This is a genomic window from Mitsuaria sp. CC2, assembly GCF_048957715.1.
Classification (GTDB): Bacteria; Pseudomonadota; Gammaproteobacteria; order Burkholderiales; family Burkholderiaceae_C; genus Roseateles.
The window spans coordinates 32,529-56,253 of sequence record NZ_JARVXN010000007.1; the positions used below are offsets into that span (position 1 = coordinate 32,529).

The 23,725-nt window shown below is 70.4% G+C and carries 20 protein-coding genes; 4 read left to right on the top strand and 16 right to left on the bottom strand.

Features of this window, described 5'->3' with window-relative positions:
- Positions 1-115: 115 nt before the first annotated feature.
- Entirely contained in the window at positions 116-2,821 is a 2,706-nt protein-coding gene (locus PV762_RS04475; RefSeq protein WP_421033818.1) for a PD-(D/E)XK nuclease family protein, read from the top strand.
- A complete protein-coding gene (locus PV762_RS04480) occupies positions 2,818-6,261 on the top strand; it encodes a UvrD-helicase domain-containing protein (RefSeq protein WP_421033819.1) in 3,444 nt (1,147 codons plus the stop codon). Before PV762_RS04475 ends, PV762_RS04480 begins: the two co-directional genes overlap by 4 nt.
- 88 nt (positions 6,262-6,349) lie before the next feature.
- On the opposite strand, the gene PV762_RS04485 is transcribed toward PV762_RS04480, so the two are convergent.
- On the bottom strand, positions 6,350-7,033 hold the full coding sequence (locus PV762_RS04485; RefSeq protein WP_421033820.1) for a hypothetical protein: 684 nt from the start codon (positions 7,031-7,033) through the stop codon (positions 6,350-6,352).
- Between the two features lie 208 nt (positions 7,034-7,241).
- Between PV762_RS04485 and PV762_RS04490 the strand changes: the two genes are divergently transcribed.
- The gene (locus PV762_RS04490; RefSeq protein WP_421033821.1) at positions 7,242-7,934 is read left to right on the top strand and encodes a glutathione binding-like protein; all 693 of its coding nucleotides are present in this window, start codon (positions 7,242-7,244) and stop codon (positions 7,932-7,934) included.
- 74 nt (positions 7,935-8,008) lie between these two features.
- Here the strand turns inward: PV762_RS04490 and PV762_RS04495 are convergent, their stop codons facing one another.
- Positions 8,009-8,236, bottom strand: a complete 228-nt coding sequence (locus PV762_RS04495) for a hypothetical protein (RefSeq protein WP_421033822.1) — start codon at positions 8,234-8,236, stop codon at positions 8,009-8,011.
- A 31-nt stretch (positions 8,237-8,267) separates the two neighbouring features.
- Positions 8,268-9,158 (bottom strand): PEP-CTERM sorting domain-containing protein, encoded by an 891-nt coding sequence (locus tag PV762_RS04500; protein WP_421033823.1) that lies wholly within the window; start codon positions 9,156-9,158, stop codon positions 8,268-8,270.
- Positions 9,159-9,512: 354 nt separating this feature from the next.
- Between PV762_RS04500 and PV762_RS04505 the strand changes: the two genes are divergently transcribed.
- The gene (locus PV762_RS04505) at positions 9,513-9,770 is read left to right on the top strand and encodes a hypothetical protein (RefSeq protein ID WP_421033824.1); all 258 of its coding nucleotides are present in this window, start codon (positions 9,513-9,515) and stop codon (positions 9,768-9,770) included.
- A gap of 42 nt (positions 9,771-9,812) precedes the next feature.
- Here PV762_RS04505 and PV762_RS04510 read toward each other — a convergent pair whose 3' ends face one another.
- The 13 genes from PV762_RS04510 to PV762_RS04570 all read right to left on the bottom strand — a co-directional run bounded on the left by PV762_RS04510 (position 9,813) and on the right by PV762_RS04570 (position 23,718).
- A complete protein-coding gene (locus tag PV762_RS04510) occupies positions 9,813-10,859 on the bottom strand; it encodes a PA2778 family cysteine peptidase (protein ID WP_421033825.1) in 1,047 nt (348 codons plus the stop codon).
- A gap of 14 nt (positions 10,860-10,873) precedes the next feature.
- Positions 10,874-11,326 carry a PA2779 family protein gene (locus PV762_RS04515; protein ID WP_421033826.1) on the bottom strand — a complete coding sequence of 151 codons (453 nt, stop codon included), beginning with the start codon at positions 11,324-11,326 and terminating at the stop codon, positions 10,874-10,876.
- A gap of 152 nt (positions 11,327-11,478) precedes the next feature.
- The gene (locus tag PV762_RS04520) at positions 11,479-12,324 is read right to left on the bottom strand and encodes a hypothetical protein (RefSeq protein ID WP_421033827.1); all 846 of its coding nucleotides are present in this window, start codon (positions 12,322-12,324) and stop codon (positions 11,479-11,481) included.
- Positions 12,325-12,508: 184 nt separating this feature from the next.
- Positions 12,509-13,369, bottom strand: a complete 861-nt coding sequence (locus PV762_RS04525; RefSeq protein WP_421033828.1) for a hypothetical protein — start codon at positions 13,367-13,369, stop codon at positions 12,509-12,511.
- 15 nt (positions 13,370-13,384) lie between these two features.
- A complete protein-coding gene (locus PV762_RS04530; protein WP_421033829.1) occupies positions 13,385-13,609 on the bottom strand; it encodes a DUF350 domain-containing protein in 225 nt (74 codons plus the stop codon).
- 133 nt (positions 13,610-13,742) lie between these two features.
- Entirely contained in the window at positions 13,743-15,344 is a 1,602-nt protein-coding gene (locus tag PV762_RS04535) for a DUF4178 domain-containing protein (protein ID WP_421033830.1), read from the bottom strand.
- Positions 15,345-15,385: 41 nt separating this feature from the next.
- A complete protein-coding gene (locus PV762_RS04540) occupies positions 15,386-16,453 on the bottom strand; it encodes an SPFH domain-containing protein (protein WP_421033831.1) in 1,068 nt (355 codons plus the stop codon).
- Between the two features lie 144 nt (positions 16,454-16,597).
- Positions 16,598-18,208 carry a carbohydrate-binding protein gene (locus PV762_RS04545; protein ID WP_421033832.1) on the bottom strand — a complete coding sequence of 537 codons (1,611 nt, stop codon included), beginning with the start codon at positions 18,206-18,208 and terminating at the stop codon, positions 16,598-16,600.
- Between the two features lie 138 nt (positions 18,209-18,346).
- The gene (locus PV762_RS04550) at positions 18,347-19,030 is read right to left on the bottom strand and encodes a hypothetical protein (RefSeq protein ID WP_421033833.1); all 684 of its coding nucleotides are present in this window, start codon (positions 19,028-19,030) and stop codon (positions 18,347-18,349) included.
- Positions 19,027-20,478: an aspartate aminotransferase family protein gene (locus PV762_RS04555; RefSeq protein ID WP_421033834.1), complete on the bottom strand. Its 1,452-nt coding sequence runs from the start codon at positions 20,476-20,478 to the stop codon at positions 19,027-19,029. The genes PV762_RS04550 and PV762_RS04555 overlap by 4 nt, the downstream gene beginning before the upstream one ends.
- The gene (locus tag PV762_RS04560; RefSeq protein WP_421033835.1) at positions 20,478-21,140 is read right to left on the bottom strand and encodes a class II aldolase/adducin family protein; all 663 of its coding nucleotides are present in this window, start codon (positions 21,138-21,140) and stop codon (positions 20,478-20,480) included. The genes PV762_RS04555 and PV762_RS04560 overlap by 1 nt, the downstream gene beginning before the upstream one ends.
- A complete protein-coding gene (locus PV762_RS04565; RefSeq protein ID WP_421033836.1) occupies positions 21,137-22,834 on the bottom strand; it encodes a xylulokinase in 1,698 nt (565 codons plus the stop codon). The genes PV762_RS04560 and PV762_RS04565 overlap by 4 nt, the downstream gene beginning before the upstream one ends.
- Positions 22,834-23,718, bottom strand: a complete 885-nt coding sequence (locus PV762_RS04570; RefSeq protein ID WP_421033837.1) for a TorF family putative porin — start codon at positions 23,716-23,718, stop codon at positions 22,834-22,836. The genes PV762_RS04565 and PV762_RS04570 overlap by 1 nt, the downstream gene beginning before the upstream one ends.
- Positions 23,719-23,725: the final 7 nt, after the last annotated feature.

Sequence of the window (23,725 nt, forward strand, 5' to 3'; positions counted from 1 at the left end):
CAGGGCGCCTGGATTTCGCTATCGTCGCGATATCGTCGACCCCGCCACCGCCAGACCCGCCTTGTCGTCCACGCCGCCGCCTTCGATCCCGTCCCCGCCGTCCGTCGACTTTCCGTTGTCGCCGGCCCACACCAGCGCCGCCATCTGGGACGGCGTCACGCGCCGGGCGGCCGATTGGCTGGAGGCCAACGGGCTGTCGGCGCGCGACGCGGTGCTGCTGCTGCCCTTCGCGCAACACCTGGCACCGGCGCGGCGGGCGTGGATGAAGCTGTCGCGCTGGCAGCCGCGCATCGAGACCACGCATAGCCTCGCCTCGGCGCTGGGCCCCAGCGCGCTGCCCCAGGCGGACCAACTGACCGGCGACGCCGCGATCGACGCGCTCGCGGCGCGCGCGCTGATGCGCGGCCAGAGCTGGGCGGAGGCGCTGCGCAAGGAGGATCCGCGCGCCTACGACGCCGCCGTGCAGCGGCTCGTCGAGGCCGCCCATGCGCTGGCACGCGCCGCCGCGCTGCGCGATCCGGCGCGTCGCGACGACTTCTGGGAACACGCACGGCAGGCGCTGGCGCTGCAGAGCGGCGTCGGGCACCTGGAGCGCGCGCTGCTGGCGGTGGCGCTCGAATGGGCCGCGTCCGATCCGCGCGCGCCGGCCACCGATGCGCTTTTCCCGTTGCGGCCAAGCGCCTGGCTGCATCTGCAGTGCGGCGGGCCGGATCCGCTGGCCGACGCGCTGCTCGCGAGCGCCGAGGCCGCCGGCATTCCCTGCCTGCGGCTGAACGCCGATCTGCCGCTGGATGCCGCGTTCCACGGCGGCGCACCGGTCGGGCGCCTGGAGCAGGCCGTGTGCGAAGACTTCGAAGACCTGGCGCAATGCAGCGCCGCCTCGGTGCTGGACCACCTGCGATCGGGACGCGCCCCGGTGGCGCTGATCGCGCAGGACCGCGTGCTGCTGCGTCGCGTGCGCGCGCTGCTGGAGCGCCAGGGCCTGGGCATCCAGGACGAGACCGGTTGGACGCTGGCGACCACCGCGCCGGCCGCGCAACTGATGGCGATGCTGCGCGCGGCGCGGCGGGACGCCACCGTCGACGACTGGCTCGCCTGGCTGAAGACGCCGCTCGCCGCGTCGTTGCGGGAGAAAGGCGGCAGCGCCTCGCTGGGCGCGCTGGAGGCGCACTGCCGCCGGCGCGGCTGGTCCGCGCCGCAGGCCGTGCGTGCCGATCGCCTGCCGCCGGGGAGCGAGCGGCTCTGGGAGGCCGCCCGCGAAGCGCTGGTGCCGTTGCAGTCGCGCGGCGCGCAGGCGCTGGAAGCCTGGATCGAGGCGCTGAAGCAGACCCTCCAGCAGCTCGGTGCCGACGAGCGTCTCGCACGCCAGCCCGCCGGCGGCCCGCAGGTACTGGAAGCGCTCTGGCTGAGCAAGACGCCGTGGCCGGGGTCCGGTCACGAAGCGGTGCTGCGCGGCGCGCAACTCACCGCGTCCGAATTCGTCGACTGGGTGTCGCAGACGCTGGAGGCCGGCGAGTACAAGCCGCCGCTCGAAGGCGGCCTGCAGATCATGATCACGCCGCTGGCGCGGACGATGCTGCGGCCGTTCGGCGCGATCGTGCTGCCGGGCGCGGACGCGGCGACGCTGGGACCGGTGCCGCCGGGGCCGGTGCTGATCGGGGACACGTTCGCGCGCGAGATCGGCTTGCCCACCGTCGAAGGCAAGCGGCAGGCGCTGGCGTGGCAGTTCGCGCAGCTGCTGCGCGCGCCGGCGTTGACGCTGCTGCGCCGCGGGCATCTCGGCAGCGAGCCGCTCGCGGCGAGTCCGCTGCTGGACCGGCTCGACCTCGCGCTGCAGGCGGTGGGGCAGGGGCTGCCGCATTGGCATGATCCGCGCATCGAGGCGGCGGTGCCCGCGGCGCCTGTCGACCGCTCCGCGGCTCAGGCGCAAGGACGGCTTCCGTCGAGCTTGAGCGCGAGCGCGGTGGAGTCCCTGCGCCAGTGTCCGTACCAGTTCTTCGCCCGCGTGCTGCTGGGCCTGCGGGAGGCCGGCGAACTCGACGTCCAGGCCGACAAGCGCGACTACGGCACCTGGCTGCACGCGGTGCTGCACCAGTTCCACACGGAGCGCGTGGAGAAGCGCGATCCCCTCCTCGATGACGACGCCCGCCTGCAACGCGCGGCGCAGGACCAGATGCGGGAACTCGGCCTGGCGCCGGCGGAGTTCCTGCCGTACTCGGCGAGCTTCGCGCGCTTCGTGCCGGCCTACCTCGACTGGCTCGCGGAACGCGAGGCCGACGGCCAGCGGTTCGAACGCGGCGAGGTCGACCGACGCGTGCATCCCTGGGCGGCGACCGAGCCTGCGCTCGCGGAACTCGCGCTGCTCGGGCGCATCGACCGGATTGACGATGGCGCCGATGGCGCCGCTGGGCAGCTGCTCATCGACTACAAGACCGGCAGCCTGAAGGGCTTGAAGGACAAGGTCGCGAATCCGCTCGAAGACACGCAATTGACGGTCTACGCGTTACTCATGGGTTCGGCGCCGACCGGACTCCCGCCCCCGCTTGCGGGAGAGGGTGGGGGTGAGGGCCAGCGGCCGGGGCCGTCCACCAGCCCGCTGCGTGCGCAGTACCTGGCCCTGGACGACGCCAGGGGCATCGCCGAGATCGAGCACGAACACGTGGAGGAGACGGCAGCCGTGATGCTGGACGGCTTGCGTCGGGATCTGCTGGCGATCCATGCCGGCGATCCGCTGCCGGCGTTGGGCGAAGGCGTGGCCTGCGCATACTGCGAGATGCGCGGCCTGTGCCGCCGCGACGATTGGGAAGGGGCCGCGCCGTGACCGCGCCGACGAACGACCAGGCCGCCGGCCCGCTGGGCGCGGCCGCCTACACGCTCGACGGCGCGCCGGTGGCGCGCGAGCGCTTCTACGAGCTGGCCTGCGACCCGGCGCGCAGCGTCGTCGTCGAAGCCTGCGCGGGCGCTGGCAAGACCTGGATGCTGGTGTCGCGCATCCTGCGCGCGCTGCTGGACGGCGCGCGACCGCAGGACATCGTCGCCATCACCTTCACCCGCAAGGCCGCCGGCGAGATGCGCGCGCGCCTGAACGAATGGCTGCACGAGTTCGCCCATGGCGACGACGCGGGGCGCGTGCTCGCGCTGCGCCAGCGCGGGCTCCCGCCGGCGCTGGCGGCCGAACTCGCGCCGCGCCTGGCGACGCTGCAGCGGCGCCTGCTGCAGGACGCGCGTCCGGTGGAGATCCGCACCTTCCACGCCTGGTTCTCGCAGCTGCTGCGCGCCGCGCCGTTGGAGCTGCTGCGCGCGCAGGGCCTGGCGCCCGAGCTGCAGCTGCTCGAGGACGAAAGCGACCTGATGCCCGAGCTCTGGCAGCGTTTCCACGCCGCCGTGCTCGAGGATGAATCCCTGCTGGCGATCTACCGGGAACTGAGCCTGATCCACGGCCGCAACAAGCTGCTGGACTGGCTGACCTCGGCCTTCGACAAGCGTGTGGAATTGCGCCTGGCCCACACGCACGGCCGGCTGATGGACAGCATGCCCACGGCGGCCGAGGTCGTGCCGGAACTGGCGGCCTTCGCCGATCCGATCGACGCCTTCGCGGCGATGCGCGCCGAGTTGCAGGCGCTGGCCATCGAGCTGGGCCAGTCGACCAAGGTCACGCCGAAGAAATGCGCGACCGCGATCGAGCAGGCGCTGCAGCTGGCCGATGAGCCCGCGCTCGCCGGCGTGCGCCAGGCCCTGTTCACGGCGGAGGGATCGCTCCGCAAGAACCTCGGCGACTCGCCCGCGTTGTCGGCGGTGTCGGACCGGCTGCAGCGGCTGCTGCTCGCGATCGACCAGGACCGCGCGCGCCTGTGGCACCAGCAGATGTGCGCGCTGGCGCTGACGCTGCTCGACGCCTTCGACCGCCTCAAGCGCGAGCGCGGCATCGTCGACATGAACGATCTGGAGCGCGGCGCGCTGGCGCTGCTGGGGGACGTCGACCTGTCGGGCTGGGTGCAGGAGCGCCTCGACAGCCAGGTCCGGCACCTGCTGATCGACGAGTTCCAGGACACCAGTCCGATGCAATGGCACGCGCTGCACGCCTGGCTGTCCGGTTATGTCGGCGCGGGCGGCGGCACCAGCGGGCAACGTCCGCCGTCGGTGTTCATCGTCGGCGACCCGAAGCAGAGCATCTACCGCTTCCGTCGCGCCGAGCCCCGCGTCTTCGCCGCGGCGCGCGATTTCGTGCGGGAGGGGCTGGACGGCGTGCTGCTGGCCTGCGACCACACGCGGCGCAATTCGGTGCCGGTGCTGGCGGCGGTGAACGCCGTCTTCGAATCGGCGAGCCTGGCGCAGCAATACAGCGGCTTCCGACCGCACACCACGGAGTCCGGCGGCGGCGACCCGCTGGACGGCGTCTTCTTCATTGCCGGCGACGAGGCCGCCGATGACGAGGCCTCCGGGACGGACCGGGAGGAGGGCGGATGGCGTCCGAGCCTGACCGAGCCGCGACGCGAGCCCGAGCTGCATCGCCGCGAGGCCGAGGCCGAACGGATCGCCGCCTGCATCGGCGACCTGTTGGTCAAGGGCGAGGCGCAGCCGGGCGAGATCTTCGTGCTGGCGCGCAAGCGGGAGGGCCTGCGCGTGCTGGCGCAGATCCTCAAGGGCCGCGGCATCGCCCATGCGGCGCCGGAGGACATGGCACTGCTCGACGCGCCGGACGTCCGCGACCTGCTGGCGCTGCTGGACGCCTTGGCCTCCAGCGGGCATCAGCTGTCGCTGGCGCACACCTTGCGCAGTCCCTTGTTCGGCGCGAGCGAAGCGGATCTGCTGTGGCTCGCCGCCGAGTCGCGATCGGTGAAATGGTTGGGCGGGCAGGTCGCCGAGACCGCGGCTGAAAACGCGGACGTGACGGACGTGACGGACGGGGCGGGCGGGGCGGAGGCGCCCGTCGTGAAGAGTTGGTGGGAGACGCTGCTCCAGGCCGACGGTGACGCCTTGAGCGAGCCGCTGTGCCGCGCGCGGGACCTGCTGTCGCGCTGGGGTGCCATGGCGGTGCTGCGCAGCCCGCACGACCTGCTCGACGCGATCGTGCACGAAGGCGACCTGATGGCGCGCCTGGCCGCCGCCGTGCCGGCGAGCGAGCGCCGCGCGCGCCTGCACGCGGTGGAGGCGCTGCTCGCGCTGGCGCTGGCGTTGGACGGCGGCCGTTATGCCGGGTTGTACGGTTTCGTCCGCGCGTTGAAGAGCCGTGCGCTGAAGCTGGCGGCGCCCGCCGAGCCCGACGCCGTGCAACTGCTGACGGTGCACGGCGCCAAGGGCCTGGAGGCGAAGGTCGTGATCCTGATGGACGCCGAGGCGGGGCCGGCGCGGTCGGAGAGCATGGCGCTCGCGATCTCGTGGCCGGTGCAGGAGGCCGTGCCGCGGACCGTGGCGTTCCTGGTGTCGGAGGCCAAGCCGCCGCCGTCGCTGCAGGCCTTGCTCGACGACGAGAAGGACCAGCGTCAACGCGAGGAACTCAATGCGCTCTACGTCGCGATGACGCGTGCGCGGCATCGGCTGCTGCTGAGCCGCACGCCGGCGAAGCGCCAGAGTTCATCGGGCACATGGTGGACGCGGGTGCAGCCGCAGGCCGAAGCGATGGCGGTGCCGGAAGTTGCCGCCGACACGGCCGCGTCAGACGAGGACGTCGCGACGCTCAAGGTGTTGCCGCGCGTGGATCCGCTGCCCGTTGAGGCGGCGGAATCAGCGCCTGACGTCGGCCAGAGCCCGGACGAGGTCGACGAGAGTGCCGCGCTCGGCGAGGCGCTGCATCGCGTGCTCGAATGGCACAGCGGGCCGCAGGGGGGCGCGCATGCGCTGGAACGTCTGATCGCAGCCGCGGCGCAGATGTACGGGCTCGACGCTCGGCGCACCGAGCGCCTCGAGCGCAGCGTGCGCGCGATCCTCGGCGGCTCGGAATGCGCGCCGTTCTTCGACGCCGCGGCGCTCGACTGGCAGGGCAACGAGGTGCCGCTCAGCTGGAACGACCACGACATGCGGCTGGACCGGCTCGTCAGCCGGCGCGACGGCGCGGGCGTACGCACGTGGTGGGTGCTCGACTACAAGCTCCACCCGGCGCCGCAGCGCAATCCCGAGTACATCCAGCAGCTGTGGCGCTACCGCGAGGCCGTGATGGCGCTGCAGCCCGGGGAGCCGGTGCGCTGCGCCTTCATCACGGGACAGGGTCGCCTGATCGATTGCACCGAGGCAGTGGCCGGCGCTGCCGACCTCTTCGCCTAGATCCGACGCCTGCTCTCTTCCCCTCCCCCGCAGTGCGGGAGAGGGCGTGAGAAGGAGAGTGAGCGTGAGCGTGAGGAGGGGGCGTCCCTCAGGCCGGCGAGCCGTAATCCCCTTCGGACGGCCGGCTGTGCCAGGCCACCGAGGTGGTCGTGGGCCACGGGCCGCCGTCGCCCAGGCGCTGGTGCACCGCCTGCGCGCTGACCGCCGCGGCTTCCAGCACGCGCGTCAGCGCCTGGAACTCCGCCAGCGATGGCTGCGGCATCGACGTCCGCAGGTACACGTTGCCGCGCAGGCTCAGCAGCACGAACGGCCTGCCTTCCACCAGCACGTCCTGCGTCGCCTGCGCCAGCCGCTCGTTCAGGTCCTTGTCCAGCCAGGCCATCACCAGTTCCCGGTTGATGCCCACCGCCCCGAAGCGCTGCCGCACGAGCTTGGACTCCATCTGCGAATGCTTGGGGAACATCACCAGCCAGCGCATCTCCTCCGGCGTGTCCGTGTCCACGCGCGTGCGCAGCGTGTCGGTGTAGGCCTCGAAGACGTTGCTTTCCAGACGCTCCATCAGCTTGCGCTCGATGAGCATCATCTGCATGTCCGGATTGACCTTGAGCTCGCAGCGCATGCGCAGCTCAAAGCCGTCGATGTAGCTGCGCTGCGAGGGTCCCCACTCGATGCGGGTGAGGCCGGGCAGCGTGCGGGGCAGGTCGATGACGAAGCCGCGCCCGTCGCGGGCCTGGCGCAGCTGGCCGCCGCGTTCCGCGGCCCATTCGCTCAAGGGGCGCCACCGGGCCGCATTGGCACGGGCGGCGAACCACAGTTTGATTTGTTTGATTACCATGAGGCGGGACGATGCGCGAGGGGCCCGGGGTCCGTGCATTGACGAGTCGACGGAGGTGTCCGCCGACGTGTTGACTGACGTGTCGACCGATCTGTCGACCGATCCGTCAACGAACAGGGCCTCGCGCCCGAACGGAGAACGCTTGATGATCGAAGTGTATTCATGGCCCACGCCCAATGGCCACAAGGTTCACATCATGCTGGAAGAGTGTCGCCTGCCTTACCGGGTGATTCCCGTGGACATCGGCGCCGGCGAGCAGTTCGAGCCGAAATTCCTGGCCATCAGCCCCAACAACAAGATCCCCGCGATCGTCGATCCCGACGGACCGGACGGGCAGCCGATCTCGCTGTTCGAGTCCGGGGCGATCCTGCTGTACCTGGCCGGCAAGACCGGGCAGTTCCTGCCGCCCGACACCCGCGGGCGCTACGAGGCGCTGCAGTGGCTGATGTTCCAGATGGGCGGCGTCGGGCCGATGCTCGGCCAGACCCACCACTTCCGCATGTACGCCCCCGAGAAGATCGATTACGCCATCGACCGCTACACCAACGAGGCCAGGCGCCTCTACGGCGTGATCGACCGGCGGCTGGCCCACACGAAGTACATCGCGGGGGACGCGTACGGCATCGCCGACATGGCGATCTTCCCGTGGCTGCGCGGCGCGAAGAACCAGGGCGTCGAGATGGCGGACCATCCGCACCTCAAGGGCTGGTTCGACGAGATCGCGAAGCGGCCCGCGGTGGTCCGTGCCGTCGAGGTGCTGGCCGAGAAGCGCCGGCCCCTGGTCGATGACAAGGCGCGCGAGGTGCTGTTCGGCAAGGCCCAGTACGAGCGGCGCTGATCCGCCCCGCGATCCGCAGGCCACCCCACCCATCGATGCGCCCTGCAGGACCGGTCGCGCGGTCGGCGCGGGGGTCAGATCTTGCCCAGCCGCGCGCGGTCGCCCAGCTCGGTGAGCCAGCGCCGGCCGTCCTCCCGGATACCGGTCGCCAGGCCCTTGTCCTGCAGCCGCTGCTGCATCTCCTCGCTGACCGGCATGCCGCCGGGCGATTGCGGCAGGAAGTAGAGCGCGGCGCGCTCGTCCTCGGTGATCACCAGGTCGGCGGGCGGGACGGGGAAGCTGAAAGTCGGCGGCGTGGACATGGGCCGCAGTATCTCTCAGAGGACGGTTCCGTCAGACCGTCGCGACGGCCCGGCGCTGAGCTTCGACGCCCGCTTCCGTCGTGACCGACGAGGCTCGTGCGCGACGACGGCCCGCCATCCCCGCCGCGAGCGCGGCGATGCCGATCAGCGCGAGCGACCCCGGCTCCGGCAGTTCGCCGGCGGCGAAGGCCAGCGAGGTGGCCATCAGCATGGCATTGCTCGTCGTCATGCCCGAAGGACCCGACACCGGGTTGCCGGTGCCTGGCCACACGTTCAGGCCGACGACGATGCCGTTGTGGTCGGTGCGAAGCCCCGCCAGGGGCCGGTTGTCGGGCCAGGCGGCGACGACCTGGGCGCCCGCCTTGGGCGTGAGCTTGTAGCAGGGTGAGGACAGGCCCGCGCTGAAGCTGCCGATGTCGCGCATCAGCGGGCTGTCCGGCATGAGGACGTTGGCCGGCCCGCTGCATGCGCCCTGGTTGTTGTTGGTGTTGAAGACGTCGTAGTTGGCCGTCACGAAGCGGCCGTCGAGTCCTCCGAGCGGGAGCGCCGCGTTGGAGAGGCCTGCTTCGACGACACCGCCGCCCAGATCCACGTAGTCCGCCAGGACGTTGCCCAGCAGCTTGGCGTCGGCGAACTTCTTGCCCGGCGCCCCGGAGTCGAGATACACGAGCACCGCGTCGTAGGGCGTCAGCATGGCGAGCGACGGCGTGCCGGTGTTGACGTTGAAGACATCGATGGTGCCGCCGACGATGCCGGTGGCGGCGATCTTCGACTGCACGTCCGCCAGGCCGTCCGCGGCCGCGGGTGCGCCCAGGATCAACACCGACGCCTGGGCGGCGATGGCGGTTGCGCACAGCGCGGTCGCGGCCAGGACGGATCGGAGGACGGGAAGGAGGACGGGAAGGAGGGGGGCGCGCTTCATCGGGTTGCTCTCTCTGCTGTCTGTCGTTCTTGTCGTCAGGGGCCGGGAGGCCGGGAAGAAGAAACGGAAAGCAACATCCAAGCCACGATGCGCCAAGTCCGGTGCCTCAAGGGCTGGCGCGCACTGTCCCTGGAGAAGGGCTCAGCAGGTGTAATGAATTCCGACACTTCCGGCGTGGAAGTTGCTTCGCGGATCGCCCGCAGATCGGCCCGCGGCACCCTTGTCATGCTGGGGTAAACACCGTCCGCCCGCGTGGCGTCCGGCGACGGTTGGAGAGAAACTTGCCATGGCGTGCAGGTGCAGCCTGCTTGTTTGCAGGCCGCAATTCCTATCACAACGCAAAAGGAGTCCGCCATGTCAGCCAAGCCAGACCACACCGACGCCGTCGGGGGCGTCGAGAGTCACAACGGACGCTGGTTCGTCCGCGAAGTCGTCGGCGAGGCGCCGCCGTTCAAGGCGCGTTACCTGGTGATCGCCGCGCATCCGGCGCCCGGCGGCAAGCCGGAGCTCAACGGCTACTGGCACGAGCTGGAACGCAGCTTCGACACCTGGAGTTATGCGGCCGACGCGGCACTCGAAGCCGCGCAGCGGACGATCGACTTCCGCCCTTGACGTCCCGGGCGGGTCACCTTTCCCGGTGGCCCGTCCTGGCGCTCACATCCCCGCGGTGATCCGATTCTGCAGCGCCTTGTACTGGTCCAGGCGCGGCCCGCCCAGGGCCACCGCGCGCTCGATCGCGAGCGAGGCCTTGTAGCGATACCCCTGTTCCATCAACACCTGCGCCAGGTTGTTCCAGCCTTCGGGCAGATCGGGTCGCACATCGGTGAGCCGCGCGTAGTGCTGGGCCGCGGCGCGCCTGTCCTTCGCGGCGTAGGCGGTGTTGCCCGCACCCAGCAGCAGCACGGCCTCGCCGGGCCACCGCGTCAGCGCGGCCGTGTAGCCCTTGCGCGCGGCGCGCGCGTCCAGACGCTCCAGCGCCGCCAGCGCGGCACCGGTCCCCGCGCCGTCCAGCGAGGCCGGCAGCACGTCGGGCGGCAGCGTCGTCATCGCCCAGTAGTCGCCGCGTGCCCAGGTGCGCTCGAAGACGGGGAGTTCGACCTCCTGGCGCGCGGTCTTGCCGCTGTGCAGGAGGATGGTGCGGCGTTGCTTGTCGTAGCCGACGGCGACGGCGTAGTGCCACACCGGCACGAGGTCCAGCGACAGGTTCTGGAACACGATCACCGGATGCCCGGCGGCGACCTCGGCCAGCAGCGCGTCCAGCCGCGGCGGCAGCACGTAGGCCGGCAGGCCCTGGCGACGCGTCGCGACCAGCATCTCCGTCTGCAGCGAGCCCTTGCGGCCCGGCAGGAAGACCTGCGGCTTGAGCTGCTCCACCGTCGTCGACTTGCCCGCCGTGCGCAGCAGCATCGCGAGCGCGGCGGGGCCGCATTCGTAATCGTCCTGCGCGATGAAAGGCGTTTTGGCGGACAGGTCCACGCGCGCGGGCAGGTCGGCGGGCCATTGCCGCTCCAGCGCCTGCAGCTGCGGCGGCGTGCCGGCGCAGCCGCCGAGCAGCAGCGTGAGCGCCAGCGCCGGCGCGGCCAGCGCGATCAGCGGGCGGAACGGCCGGGTGGGCCGAGCCGGTCGAGCGGGTCGAGCGGGTCGAGCAGGTCGAGCAGGTCGAGTACGCCGGTCATGCCGGACGGACCGGGTGATCGCCATCAAGACCTCCGCGCTCAGCGGATCGACCGCGTGAAGGGGAAGACCTTCGTGAAGCCCAGGATGTCGGTGATCAGCAGGATCACGAACACGGTGAAGATCAGGCCCAGCACGTCGCCGCCGGCGGGCGCCTCGGCGATGCGGCCGTCGAGCGCGCGGATCTCGTCGTCGGACATCGCGTCCACGCGCGCCTGCGCGGCGGCGGCGTCGACGCCTTCCTTGACCATCGCCTGACGCACGTCGTCGCGGGCGAAGAAGGCGTTGACGCGGACGCGGCTGTCGGCCGCGGTACCGGCCGTCGTGGCCGCCGAGCTCGACGGCACCAGCGCGTCGGTCGGCACGACCTGGGCGCTGGCGTGCATCGGCAGCGCCATCAGCGTGCAGGAGGCGATCAGCGTGGACGCGATCGCGCGCTTGGCACGCGAGGGGCGCGCCGTGCGGGCGGCGTGGACGAGTTCTTGTCGGTTCATGGTCGGACCTGAAAGGAAGGATGGCGAAATCCTAGATCCGCGCCCGATGCTGTTACAAGTTCGATTACCGGGCGTCACAACGGATGCACATCCCGGCTGATCCGATGTCCGGAGGGCCTGGCGGAACGTGTTAAGGCGAGCCGCGGCGTCGGTCAGCGATCGCAGCGTTGGCCGCTGGCGCTGCGCAGGATCCAGCGTTCGGCCTTGCGCGAGAGCAGCGCGGTCGAGCTGAGGGTGCCCAGGTCGCAGGTGCTCGCGTCGACCTCGGCGAACTGCGCCAGCTCGACGGTGTCCGCGTCGCGCCATCGCATGAAGCGGAAGCTGATCGCGGTCTGATCGGGCGTGGGCTGGAAGCGGTAGCGCTCGACGAGGCGGCCGTCCTCGCGGCTCCAGAGGACGACGCCGTTGAACTCGGCGCCCGGCGACGCGTGGGTCACGACCAGGTAGCGGCCGTCCGGCGACGGATTGACGTTGCCGTGCATCTCGTAGCGGGTGCCGTCGGCGCGCGAGATCCACAGCAGCTCGCTGCCGGCGGCCAGCGTGGCGCGCACGACGTAGAACTGGCCGTCGGGCGACAGGCCGTCCAGGCGGAAGTCGACGGACGGCCGGGCCGGATCGGCGGCGTCGGCGGGCTGGCTGTCGAGCACCACGGGACGGCCCTTGGCGACGGGCAGCCACAGGCGGAGGTCATCGCGCCGCGCCGGTGCGCCGACCCGCCGCAGGACCTCGGCCTCGGCCTGGGCTCGGAACTGCTCGTCGGAGCCTTCCTCCACAGCGGCGACGGCGCCGCCGGCGGTGGCGGACGAGGGCGCGAACAGTGCGCCGCGCGGGGCGAATCCGGCGGAGGCCATGGGGCGGGGCGGCGCGGGCCAGGCGTTGGAGGAGGCCTCGACGGCGAATCCCGTGAGCATCAGCGCGAGCGCGAGGGCAGCGCGGAACGTCGGTCCGGAGCGGACGGCGAAAGCGGTGGTCGCAAAGGCGGGCGGGGCGGACAACATCGGACGGAACAGCGGACAGGACGGCGGACGCGGATGGACGGAGGGATCGGGAAGCCCCAAGGCATCGCAGTCTAAGAGCCTCTCCGTGCGCTGGCCCACACACGTTACGCCTCGTGACAAGACCTGCCCCCGGCGCTGGGGCAGGCAGGTGTCAGCTCGCCTTCAAGTCGGCTTCAAGTCGCCTTCAGCGCTTGCAGCGCGGCACCGTGACGTCTTTGAGCGCCCAGCTTTCGCCGTCGCGCTTGAGCACGACCAGCGTGTCTTCGGCCCCGTTGGGGCAGGTGACCGGATCGCCGGCCGCGGTGCGTTCGAGTTCGATCGTCCGGTTGTCCTTCCAGCGCATGAAGCGGTAGAGGGCGAGCTGGTCGGCCGGCGGCACGTGGCGGAAACGCTCGACCAGACGGCCGGAGGCGCGTTCCCAGATCACGATGCCGTTGAAGTCCAGCAGCTCGGAGGCGCTGACGACGGCGAGCTGGGTGCCGTCCGGCGAGGGCCGCGGGTTGGCGTGCAGCGAGGTGCGCTCGCCGTCCTGGCGCGAGACCCAGATCACGTCCGTGCGGTCGTAATAGGTGGCGCGCACGACGAAGAACTCGCGATCGGGCGTGAGGCCGTCGAAGCGGTAGTCCTCGTAGGCGGCCTCGCCGTGGCCGGTCGCGTTGGGCCAGACGCTGTCGAAGAGTTCCGGGCGTCCGGAGACCGTCGGCAGCACCAGCCGCGAGCCGGTGCGCTTGATCAGGTCGTGCCGGCCGGCCGCATTGGCCTTGCGGATCGCATCGGCCTCGGCCTTGGCGCGGAAGGCCTCGTCGGAGCCTTCGCCGCCCGGCGCCTGTCCCAGTTCCGCTTCAGGCTTCGGTCGCTGCAGGTCCTTCGTGAAGTCGCCCTTCGGCGCGATGCCGGTCGACTTCGACGGCGGCACCGGCCGTTGCGACGACTGCGCAGCCGCGTTGCCGGCGGTCATGGCGGTCGCGGCGAGCACGGTCAGCGCAGCGACGGCGACGCGCGTCACGGGGGCGAAGGAAACGACGGAACGGACGGGAGGAGGCATGAAGGGCTGTTCAGTTCAACCGTGGATCGCCGCGGCGACGATCTGGCCGATGGAGAGGCACATCGCCGCGACCACGACGGCCAGGGCCATGTTCTTGTGCTCGACGATCTCCTCCCACAGCTTGTACGGGGTCAGCTTGTCGATGATGATGAAGCTGATCCAGAACACCAGCACGCCGATGAGGGCGTACAGGATGGAGCCCAGCACGACCGCGGGCTTGAGCCATTCGAAACCTTCCATGTCGTTCTCCTGATCGGATGTGATTCTGACTTGACTGCGGCGAACGGCGGTGGGAGATCCGAGCTGCCGGAGTGTCTCCGCGATTGCCGTTCCCGTCGTCTGGCCTGTGAGTGACTCTGCGTGAGACTGGTGACTACTTGTGGCCGCCGCCACCGCTGCTGTAGCCGCCGTACGAACCGCCGCTGGATCCGACATAACCCACGCCGGATCCCCGGCTGCTGCGCTTGCACTGCTGGTACTCGGCGCTGCTTTCGCCGTAAGTGTCCCTGTAGCGGTCGCAGTCGTCCGAGCTGCAGGCCCGCAGCATCGCGAACAGCACCGCGATGAGGACGAGCCCGATCATGATGTTGCGCAGCAGCTTGCCCTGGTCCATGCCCGAACTGACGTCGCGGCGCAGCGCCGGCATCCTGTCCTCGGGCAGTGCGGCGAAGCGGCGCACCTCGGCGGCATCGACGGCCCGGCCATGGCTCCAGGTCACCTCGTTGCCGGCCTGCTCGCTGCTGAGCAGCTCCAGCCGCGTGCCGTTGCGCCATTCGAAGTCGCGCACGAGGGCGCGTTCCTCGCGCTTCACGCGCCAGTAGAACTCGCCCAGCACATAGGTGACCTTTGCGGTGTAGGTCCACTTGTGCTTGAAATCCTTGTCCTTGTAGCGGACCGACTTCGCCCCCGCGTTCGAGGGCGCGCCGGTGATCGGGCGCACGACGCTCCAGCCGTCCTCGGTGTCGACCAGGAAGGCGAAGCCCTCCATGCGGTTGAACAGCAGGTACTCGCGCCAGAAGGTCTGTTCGTCCTCGCTGGATTCCGGGATGTCGCAGCGTTCCAGGTAGCCGACGACCTGCCAGGGCTTGGGCGTGCCGCCCTCGACGGCGAGCAGGCCGGTGGTGCCGAGCGGGATCTGCGGCTCGCCGCCGGTGTTCTGGCGATACGCCGCGAGATCGGCGCCGGCGCCCTTCGAGACGTCGACCACGGACTTGCACTGGCCGCAGACGATGGACTGCGTGGTGCCGAGCTTGGGTTCGAGCGCGGCGCCGCAGTTCGGGCAGGGCAGCGCCTTCGACTGCAGCGTGGCGCCGCTGGCCTCTCGCAGGCCGGTCAGCGCCAGGTCGGCAAGCTGCACCTGTCGCCCGATCGACCAGGTCGGCCGGGCGGGATCGCTGTATTCGAGCGTCGCGACCTCGTCCGCGGTGTTGCGCAGGTCGACGACGGGGTAGCTCTTCGCGAGCTCGGGCGGGTGCGGCAGTTCGCCCTCGGCGGCGGCGAGCGTCGCGTCGGTGATGGACGCGACCTGCCAGGCCGAGCCTGCCAGCATCTGCAGCCCGCCGGGGCGCAGCGTGGCGGGATCGGGCGCGCGCTCCTGGAGCGGCGCCTCGAAGCTGATGACGAAACTGCCGTTGTCCTCGGCCAGCCAGCCGCTGCGGGGCGGCTGGTCGGCGCTGGCGTCGAAGAGGAGGTGCCACTCGTTCCAGCTGCCGTCGGCATAGGCCATCTGCAGCCGCCCGGCGACGACGAAGCCCGTCCCTGCGTAGCGACCGGCGGCGCCGAGCTGCAGCGGGGAGTAGTCCTCGAACAGCTCCGCGCTGGTGCCGATCTTGCGCAGCGCGTCGCCCTCACGCAGCAGCGTGGAGCGGCAATAGCTGCAGACGGCGCTGGCGGACGCGGCCGAGGCGAACTCGACCGGCGCACCGCAATTGGGGCAGTGCGCCTGCCAGCGACGCTGGGGGGAAGCGGTGGCCAATCAGGACCCGGGACGAGACATGCCGAGCGGCGCGCGCCGCGTCAGCTGAGCTTCTTCAGCAGCTCGGCCTTCTTGGCCGCGAATTCCTCGTCGGTGAGGATGCCCTTGGCCTTGAGGTCGCCGAGTTTCTCCAGCAGCAGGAGCACCTCGTCGGCGCTGGCGCTGACGGGTTGAGGCTGAAGGGGCGCGGCGCCTTGCGCGGCGGCCTGAGGGGCCGCCTGGTTGGCGCCGGTGAGGCCCTGCTGCAGCTGCTGCGCCATGGTCTGGCCGAGGGCCAGGCCGGCGCCCAGGCCCATCGCGTCGCCGGCGATGCCGCCGCCGCCCGAGCCCACGCCTTCGGCAAGCTTGGGGATGGCCTGCGCGGTCTGGTACTGCATGAACTGGCCCATGTTCTGGCCGATCATGCCCATGCCGATCTTCTGGTCGAGGATCTTCTGCAGCTCCTCGGGCAGGGAGACGTTCTGCAGGGTGACCATCTCGAGCTTGAGGCCGAGCGCGTCGAAGGACGGCGCGGTGGCCTCATGCAGGGCCTTGGCGAACTCGACCTGGTTGGCGGCGAGGTCCAGGAAGGGGATGCCGGACTGGGCGACCGCGTCCGAGATGTGCTGCAGCATCAGGCCGCGGAGCTGGCCGTCGAGTTCGGTGACGGTGTAGCGCTCGCGGGTGCCGGAGATCTCGGTGTGGAACTTCTTCGGGTCGACGACGCGGTACGAGTAGTTGCCGAACGCGCGCAGGCGCACGGCGCCGAAGTCCTTGTCGCGGATGGTGACGGGCTGGGTGGTGCCCCAGCGCTGGTCCACCTGCTGGCGGGTGGAGAAGAAGTAGACGTCGCTCTTGAAGGGGGACTCGAAGAGCTTGTCCCAGTTCTTCAGGTAGGTGAGGACCGGCAGGGTCTGCGTGGTCAGCTTGTACATGCCGGGGCCGAACACGTCGGCGACCTTGCCTTCGTTGACGAAGACGGCCATCTGCGATTCGCGGACGGTGAGGGAGGCGCCGTACTGGATTTCGAAGTCCTGCATCGGATAGCGGAACGCCAGGACGCCGTTGTCGTCCTCCGTCCACTGGATGATGTCTATGAACTGTTTCTTGATGAAGTCCATCAGGCCCATGGCGCTGCTCCACGAAAGGCACGGTCCAAGTCGACCGTCGCGGGGGAGTATCCCTCAGCGCCGGGGCGACCTTGGTCACCCTGAGGGGGGAGGTGCGTGCGGAGGGAGCGACGCGGCCGTGCGCGCTCCAACCGCCCGCCATGCTTACTTCGACGTTCCGCAACTCGCCGAGGTCGGCGTCCACAGCGTTGGCGTGGAGGCTGGATTCCAGCCGGCGCCGGCCCACGCGGTGTGGGTCACCAGCGCCTTGTAGCTCTTGCCCTGGTAGCTCACCACGGTGCCGAGGTTGAAGGTCTTGCCTTCGCTCCAGACGGGGCAGCTCGGCGCGGGAGCGGGGGAAGGCGCGGGGGAAGGCGCGGGGGAAGGAGAAGGAGAAGGAGAAGGAGAAGGAGAAGGAGAAGGGGCGGGCGCCGGTGAAGGCGCAGGCGCCGGAGATGGGGCAGGCGATGGCGCCGGAGAGGGCGCTGGTGCGGGCGAGGGGGCTGGCGGAGGCGGCGTGGCGCCGCTGGTGTCTGTGCCGTGGGTGGCGGTGGTCCAGCCGAGGAACTCGTAGCCGCCCTGGTCCGGCCCGTGCGAGCGCACGTACGACTGGAAGTTGGGGAGGGCGACGCCGCGGCTGACGTAGCCGTTGAGCGCGAGTTCGGTGTAGCCGGACTCTGTGTGATAGCTGCGGCAGTCGCGCACGCCCGAGCCGTTGGCGAGCGATTTGGCCATGTACTCCAAGCCCATGGCCAGACGCGGCAGCGCGTCCTTGCTGTTGGGCTTGTGCATCCAGACCGAGTTGTCGCCCTGATTGGCGGCCATCTCGGCGGCCTGGGCGATGCCGATCAGGTTGTACTGCGGATGCCAGCAGTCGCGGGCCTTGAGTTCGTTGATCTCGCCGTTGCCGTAGATCGACACCGGGATCATCTCGATCAGCCGGGTCAGGCCGGCGGCGTAGCGGGTCGGGTTGTCCTGATAGACGCCGGCGGCCATCATGCCCAGCGCGGCCGACACGGCCCAGTTGTTGACGCGCGTCTGCGCCTTGGCGGTCTCGGTGTAGAGGCGGTCGACGAAGCCGTTGAAGCGCGCCACGTCGGCGGCCGGCCAGGCCGCGAGGCCGCCGTTGTGATGGCGCAGGATCTCGGCGGCGCTGATCCAGACGGGCAGCATCCACGCGGCTTCGAGCTGCACCTGCGCGGCGTTCGTGCCGGAGGCGACGGTGAAGCCGCGGAAGGTGGCGGCCCAGTCGTTGAGGATGGCGACGGCCTTGTCGCGATGGCGCACGTCGTTGGTCTTCACCCAGCGGAGGGTGTTGAGGTAGGCGGCCATCGCGTCGTTCTTGAAGCGCGACTCCTGCGGACCGCGGGCGCTGCCGACGACCTCCACGGTGGTCAACGCCTGATGCGAGTACGTGTAGTTGCTGCGCGAGTCGGCGAGCACGACGGCGTAGCCCGTCTTGATGGCGCTGCCGGACGGGGAGTTGGCAGCAGCCTTGAAGGTGTCGAGCCGGGCCTGGCTCATGAAGATGCCGGGGTGGCGGAACTTCGAGGGGGCCTGGGCCTGGATGGTCGCGCGGTCGCTGTCGCTCTGCGCGCCTGGCGCATCGGCATCGGACGTCGCACTCGACGCGACGACGCGCGGGTCGAGTCCCTCGCCGCCGCCGCAGGCCGACAACACGGCCAGCAGGACGGGCGTGAGCGTCCATCGAAAGCGGCGGGCGAAGGTCGCTTGTGGCGAGCGTGCGTGGCGCTTGGAGGTGTCCGGTCCGGTCATGTTCGTGAGCTCCGCTGATGAGGGCGACGCGACTTTACGAACCTGAAAACCGGAGGGATGTGACGGTGGGTAATGAGGTGCGAGCGCGGAAACGACTGCTCGGCGGAGCTACCTACAAAGGGGTAGAGCGGCAGCGTTCTAGTATCCGCGAGTCTCTTCGGGCCTCAATCCGCGTCGGACCTTCTCACGCGCCCGCGCTTCTTCCTTCATCAGCCTGCCGTTCGCGACATGCCGCACCAGCCACGGCAGCGTGCGCAGCTTCGCGCCGCTGGCCGTCGCCGGGATCCAGGCCTTGGCGCATTTCTCGAAGAGCTCCGCGTTGAGCGCAAGCCGAGACGGCGTCATCCCCAGCAGCAAGACCTGACCCGCATGCAGCGCCACATTGCCGCCGTCGGCCAGCGCGGCGGGCAATTGCGAGAGGTCTTCGGTGGGTTGGGCCATGTGCCCGAGCTGCCGGATCTGCTCGTCGAAGACCGGCGGCATCCATCCGCCGAAGGCCGCCAGCTGCCGGCAGAACGGACCGCCGCCGATCAGCACGGCGCAGACGTCCTGGCGCGATTCGTAGACGGTGCGATGCAACGCGATGGCAGCGATCGTCGCCATGCGCGAGGCCGCCGCAGCCGCTGCGAACGTCGATAGCACCGACGAATCGGACCGGATCGACACGGCCTGAACCGACGCGTCCGCCGCGCAGCCCCACCACATCCGACCGTTCCCGGGATCGCGCAGCGATACGCTGTCCGATGGCTGCGGCATCAGCCCGCGCGCGAGCAGCCGCTGCCGAAGGCTGCGCCAGGTCTCGGCGAACTCGTCGTTGCTCATGTCAACGCCATCACATCGTCGAAGCGGTTCAGCGCGTCGTCGATGACCTCGTCGGTGTCGGCCAGGCTCGTGTAGAGCCGGCTCCCCGCCACCGAGATCAAGCCATGCGCGGTGAACGCCGCCCCCATCTCTTCCATCATGTGCTTGCGCCGCTTCGCCTCGTCCTTGACGCGGATGAGCTTCCACAGGCTGCTGGTGTCGAGCAGCAGCACGCCCGAGGTCTGCAGATGCACGATGGAGCCGAGGTTGTAGGCGACATAGGGCAGGCCGCGTCGCCGGATGATCTCCTCCAGGCCGATGCGCAGGCGCTCGCCGGCGCGACCGGCGACGGCCGGCGCATTCGTTCGCTCCACCTCCAGCAGCGAGTGGTACCCCGCCACGCAGCTGAGCGGATTCGCCGACAAGGTGCCGCCGACGAAGGCCCGCCGCGAGGTCGTCCCGATCCCGCCGACCAGCGACATCATGATCTCGCGCCTGCCCCCGATCGCGCCCGCCATCGGATAACCGCCCGTCAGGCACTTGCCGAGCACCGTCAGATCGGGCGTCACGCCGAAGTAGCCCTGCGCGCCGCCCATGCCGGCGCGGAAGCCCGTCACCACCTCGTCGAAGATCAGCAGCGCGCCGAACTCGTCGCACAGCGCGCGGACCTGCGCGTTGAACTCGCGGTGCACGGGCCGCGTGCCGCTCTCCGGACCGAAGGGCTCCAGCAGCACCGCCGCCGTGCCGCCGCGCAGGCGGTTCCAGCGCAGCAGGCGGCGCAGCGCCTCGGGGTCGTTGGGCAGGCACTCCTGCGTGTGCGCCGTCGCGCCGCGCGGGATGCCGATCGCCTCCATGCGGCCGGTCTTGGGCAGCCGCATGCCGTAGACGAGCTGATCGCTCCAGCCGTGATACGCGCCGCCGATCTTGATCACGCGCCGGCGCTTCGTGAACGTGCGGGCCAGCCGCACCGCGCCCATCACCGCTTCCGTGCCGGAGCCCAGCATCCGCAGCATCTCCACGCCGGGCATGTGGCGGCAGACCAGCTCGGCGAGCTTGACCTCGTACTCGTGCAGCAGACCGGTGACCGGGCCGCAGTCGTCGAGCAGCGCCTTCACCGCCGCGCGCACCGCCGGCGGATTGCTGCCGAGCAGCGTCGGACCGCCGGCCTGCAGGAAGTCGATGTAGCGGTTGCCGTCGATGTCGGTGAGGTGGGCGCCCTCGGCCCGCGTGATCGCCAGCGGGAACGGATGGTTGAAGGCGAGGTTGTGCTGCACGCCGCCGGGAATCACGGTGGCGGCCTGCTCCGCGAGGCGCTTGGAGCCGGCGCAGTGGTCGTCGAACCAGCGCAGGACCTTGGGCATCGCGTCCGGCCGGATCGGCCGCATCGGCTGGTTGACGAGTTCCGCGAAGCGCTCGTAGAGCGCGTGGGTGTCGGGCCAGGAGGGCAGGGCGGAGGCAGTCGTCGACATCACGGTCTCTTGAGATGAAGCAGCAGATCGCGCACCGGGGCGAGGCGATCCAGAAGGCCAGGTTCGCGGCGGGCGCGTTCGTCGATGCGCGCGGCGAGCAGATCACGGGCAAGCGTTTCGAGATGCTCGACGGCGTCGAGCGCGGTGGCGCTGTCCGCCGCGCAGCAGAGGATGCCATGGTTGCGCAGCAGATAAGCCTGCCGATCAGGACGGACCGCCTTGGCGAGCTTGCTCGCGAGCCATGATGTTCCCGAAGGCGCATAACCGACGACAGGCACCTCGGCGCCTAGCCAGCGACTATGCGCCTCCGGAACGATCAGCGCCTGACCGATCAGCGCGCAGGCGCTCGCCAGCGGCTGGTGCGTGTGAACGCTGCAGCCCACGTCCGGCCGCGCGCGCAGCACGCGCGCATGCAGGCCGGTCTCGACGGAGGGCTTGCGTTCACCGTGGCTCTCGTCGTCGACCACGGTCAGATCGGCCAACCGCAGCACGCAGACATCCTCGGGCCGCATGACCAGGTAGTCCGTGGCCGACGGCGTCACGGCGACGAGTGCATCGTCGATGCGCAGCATCAGGTTGCCGCCGGTGCCGGCGAAGTAGCCGCGTTCGGACAGGCGCAGGCAGAGGTCCACCACGTGTCGGCGCGCGATCTCGTGTTTCATGTCGCGGCTCCCGTCGCCGAGCCGGTCGCAGTACCCGCCGCCAGGCCAGTCGCCGCGCCTGTCGCAGGAACTCGGTTGAGCCGGTGATACAGAGGCGCCAGACGCTCACGGATTTCCTTGAACGCCTCGAACTTGTCGCCGTAGAGCCGACGCAGCGCCACGGTGGGTTCGTAGACGCGGCGCGTGCGGCGCAGCGCCGCCAGGTCGCCGAAGCGCAGCTTGCCGGTGCCGATGCCGGCAAGGAAGGTCGCCCCGATCGCATTCGCCTGGATCGGATGCTCCAACTGTCGGATGGGCTGGCCGGTGACGTCCGCGAGGATCTGGCACCAGACATCGCTCTGCGCGCCGCCACCCACCGCCGCGATCGTGCCGGGCGATCGCCCCAGCAGCCGCGCGAAGGGCTCCATCATCCAGCGCGTGTTCAGCGCGACGCCCTCCAGGAACGCCCGGAAGATGTCCTCGCGCGAATGCTCCAGTGAGAGGTTGATCAGACCCGCACGCAACAGCGGATCGTCCACCGGCGTGCGTTCGCCGAAGAGCCACGGCGTGTAGATCAGCCCCCGCGCGCCGGGCGGCACGCGCGCGGCGATCTTGTTGAGCAGCTCGTAGACGGCGGGATGTTCTTCGTCGGAGGCCAGCTCGTCGGGGTGGTAGAGGATGCGGTCGCGCAGGAAGGACAGGTTGGCGCCGGCCGTCGATTGCAGCGCGAGCGCCAGGTAGCGTTGGTCGACCGCGCAGGGAACCGCCGCGATCTTGTGGCGGACATCGGTCCGCATCGTCGGCACATGGGCGCCCAGCCACGAGGAGGTGCCGAGGTAGAGATGGGTTTCGAAGTCCGACACCGCTGCGCCGACCGCGACAGCGGAGGTGTCGACCGCGCCGGCCACCACCGGCGTGGAGGCGGGCAGTCCCAGCGCCGTCGCGACTTCGGGCAGAAGCGGTCCCAGGACATCGGTGGAGCGCACAAGGGGCGGAAGCTTTTCCGCGTCGAGCCCGAGCGCGCGGATGAGCCCGTCGTCGTAGCGGATGTTGGAGGGATCGCGGTTGTCGGTGACCCAGCTCGTGAGGATGGAATCCTGCGTCGCGCAGATACGGCCGCAGAGACGGTAGTTCAGGTAGTCGAGCGCGTTGAGGAAGCAGCGCGTGGCGTCGTGCACGGCGGGCTGTTCATCGCGGATGAAGGCCATGTGACCGGCGGCGTCGCGTCCGCTCAGCGACGGCGCGCCGCCGGTGAGCCGCAGCCAGCGCCAGAGCTTGAGCGGCGCGTAGCCCTCGATGTTGAGCCAGCGTCCACGCAGACGGCGCCGGATCGCCGCGGCGCCGCGCGCGTCCAGCCAGCTGAAGGCCGGTCCGATCGCGCGCCCATCGTGACCGAGGCAGACGGTCACCTCGGTCTGCGTCGAGCAGCACACCGCCGCGACGCGCGACCGCCGCACCGCGTCGGGCGCGAGCACTTCGCCAGCGGCGTCGAGCAAGGCCTGCCACCAGGCTTGCGGGTCCTGCTCCGCCCGCGCGCCGTCGATGTGCAGCGGAACGGGGCGGAAGGCCCAGGCCACGACGTCGCCTGCCAGCGTCACCAGCGCGCACTTGCAGCCGCTGGTGCCCAGGTCCACCGCGAGCACCAGCGGCGCGGTGCCCGAGGAGAAGTCATGCGACGACGCGGGAGGGGTTGGCGCGACGGCCGACGACGTCATCAGAACTTGCGCGACACCGACACCACGACGGTGTTGTTGTCCTGGCGCTTCCAGCCGTCGCCGTCGGGGATCATGAAGAGCTCGGGGCGATGGGTGCTGGTGGCGACCCATTCGGCGGTGAAGTTGAGTCCCCAGCGCACGTGGGTGATGCCGATCGAGTAGTCGCTGAAGTCGGCCTCCTTGAAGTGGCGGATCTTCTGCGTGCCGGCGTGCAGGTTGAGCGTGGTGGTGGGCGTGAGCGGATGGCGGTAGGTCAGGTCGTAGAGCAGGCTGCCGCGGGAGTTCTGGTCGCCGCGCGCATAGCATTCCAGCGCCGGCGTAGGATCGACGGCGGCGACGAGGATCTGGCCGCAGACGCCGCCGGTGTCCGCGCCGCGGTAGGTGCGCGAGAGCACGTTGAGGATGCGTCCTTCGAGCTTGCCCCAGCCGATCTCCAGCACGGCGTAGGCGGTGTCGTAGCGGGTGCGGCGGAAGTCGACGGGCACGCCAGCTTCCATGTCGATGCCGTGCGGGGCGTCGAACTTCGCGCCGGGGAAGAACTCCTTGGCCAGGCCCACGCCGAAGTGCCAGCCGTCGGGATCGCCGAAGCGGTAGCCGGTGCCCAGCAGAAGGTTGAAGCCGTCGCCGTCGGTGAAGGCCTTCTTGCTGACGGTGGAGAGCTGCGCGAGGCCGATGATGCCGGACTCGTGCGCGAGCTGCACGCCCAGCTGCAGCGAGGGCTTGCGGCCGGAGTCCGACACGCCGCGGTTGCGCAGGTCGGAGAGCAGTTTCACTTCGGTCTCGATGCCCATGGTGGCGGTGCCGGACTCATCGGCGTGAGCGGCCAGGGGATAGAGCGCGCCGAGGGCGGCGAAGGTCGTCAGCGCAGCGATCTTGTGGTTCATCTCTTGT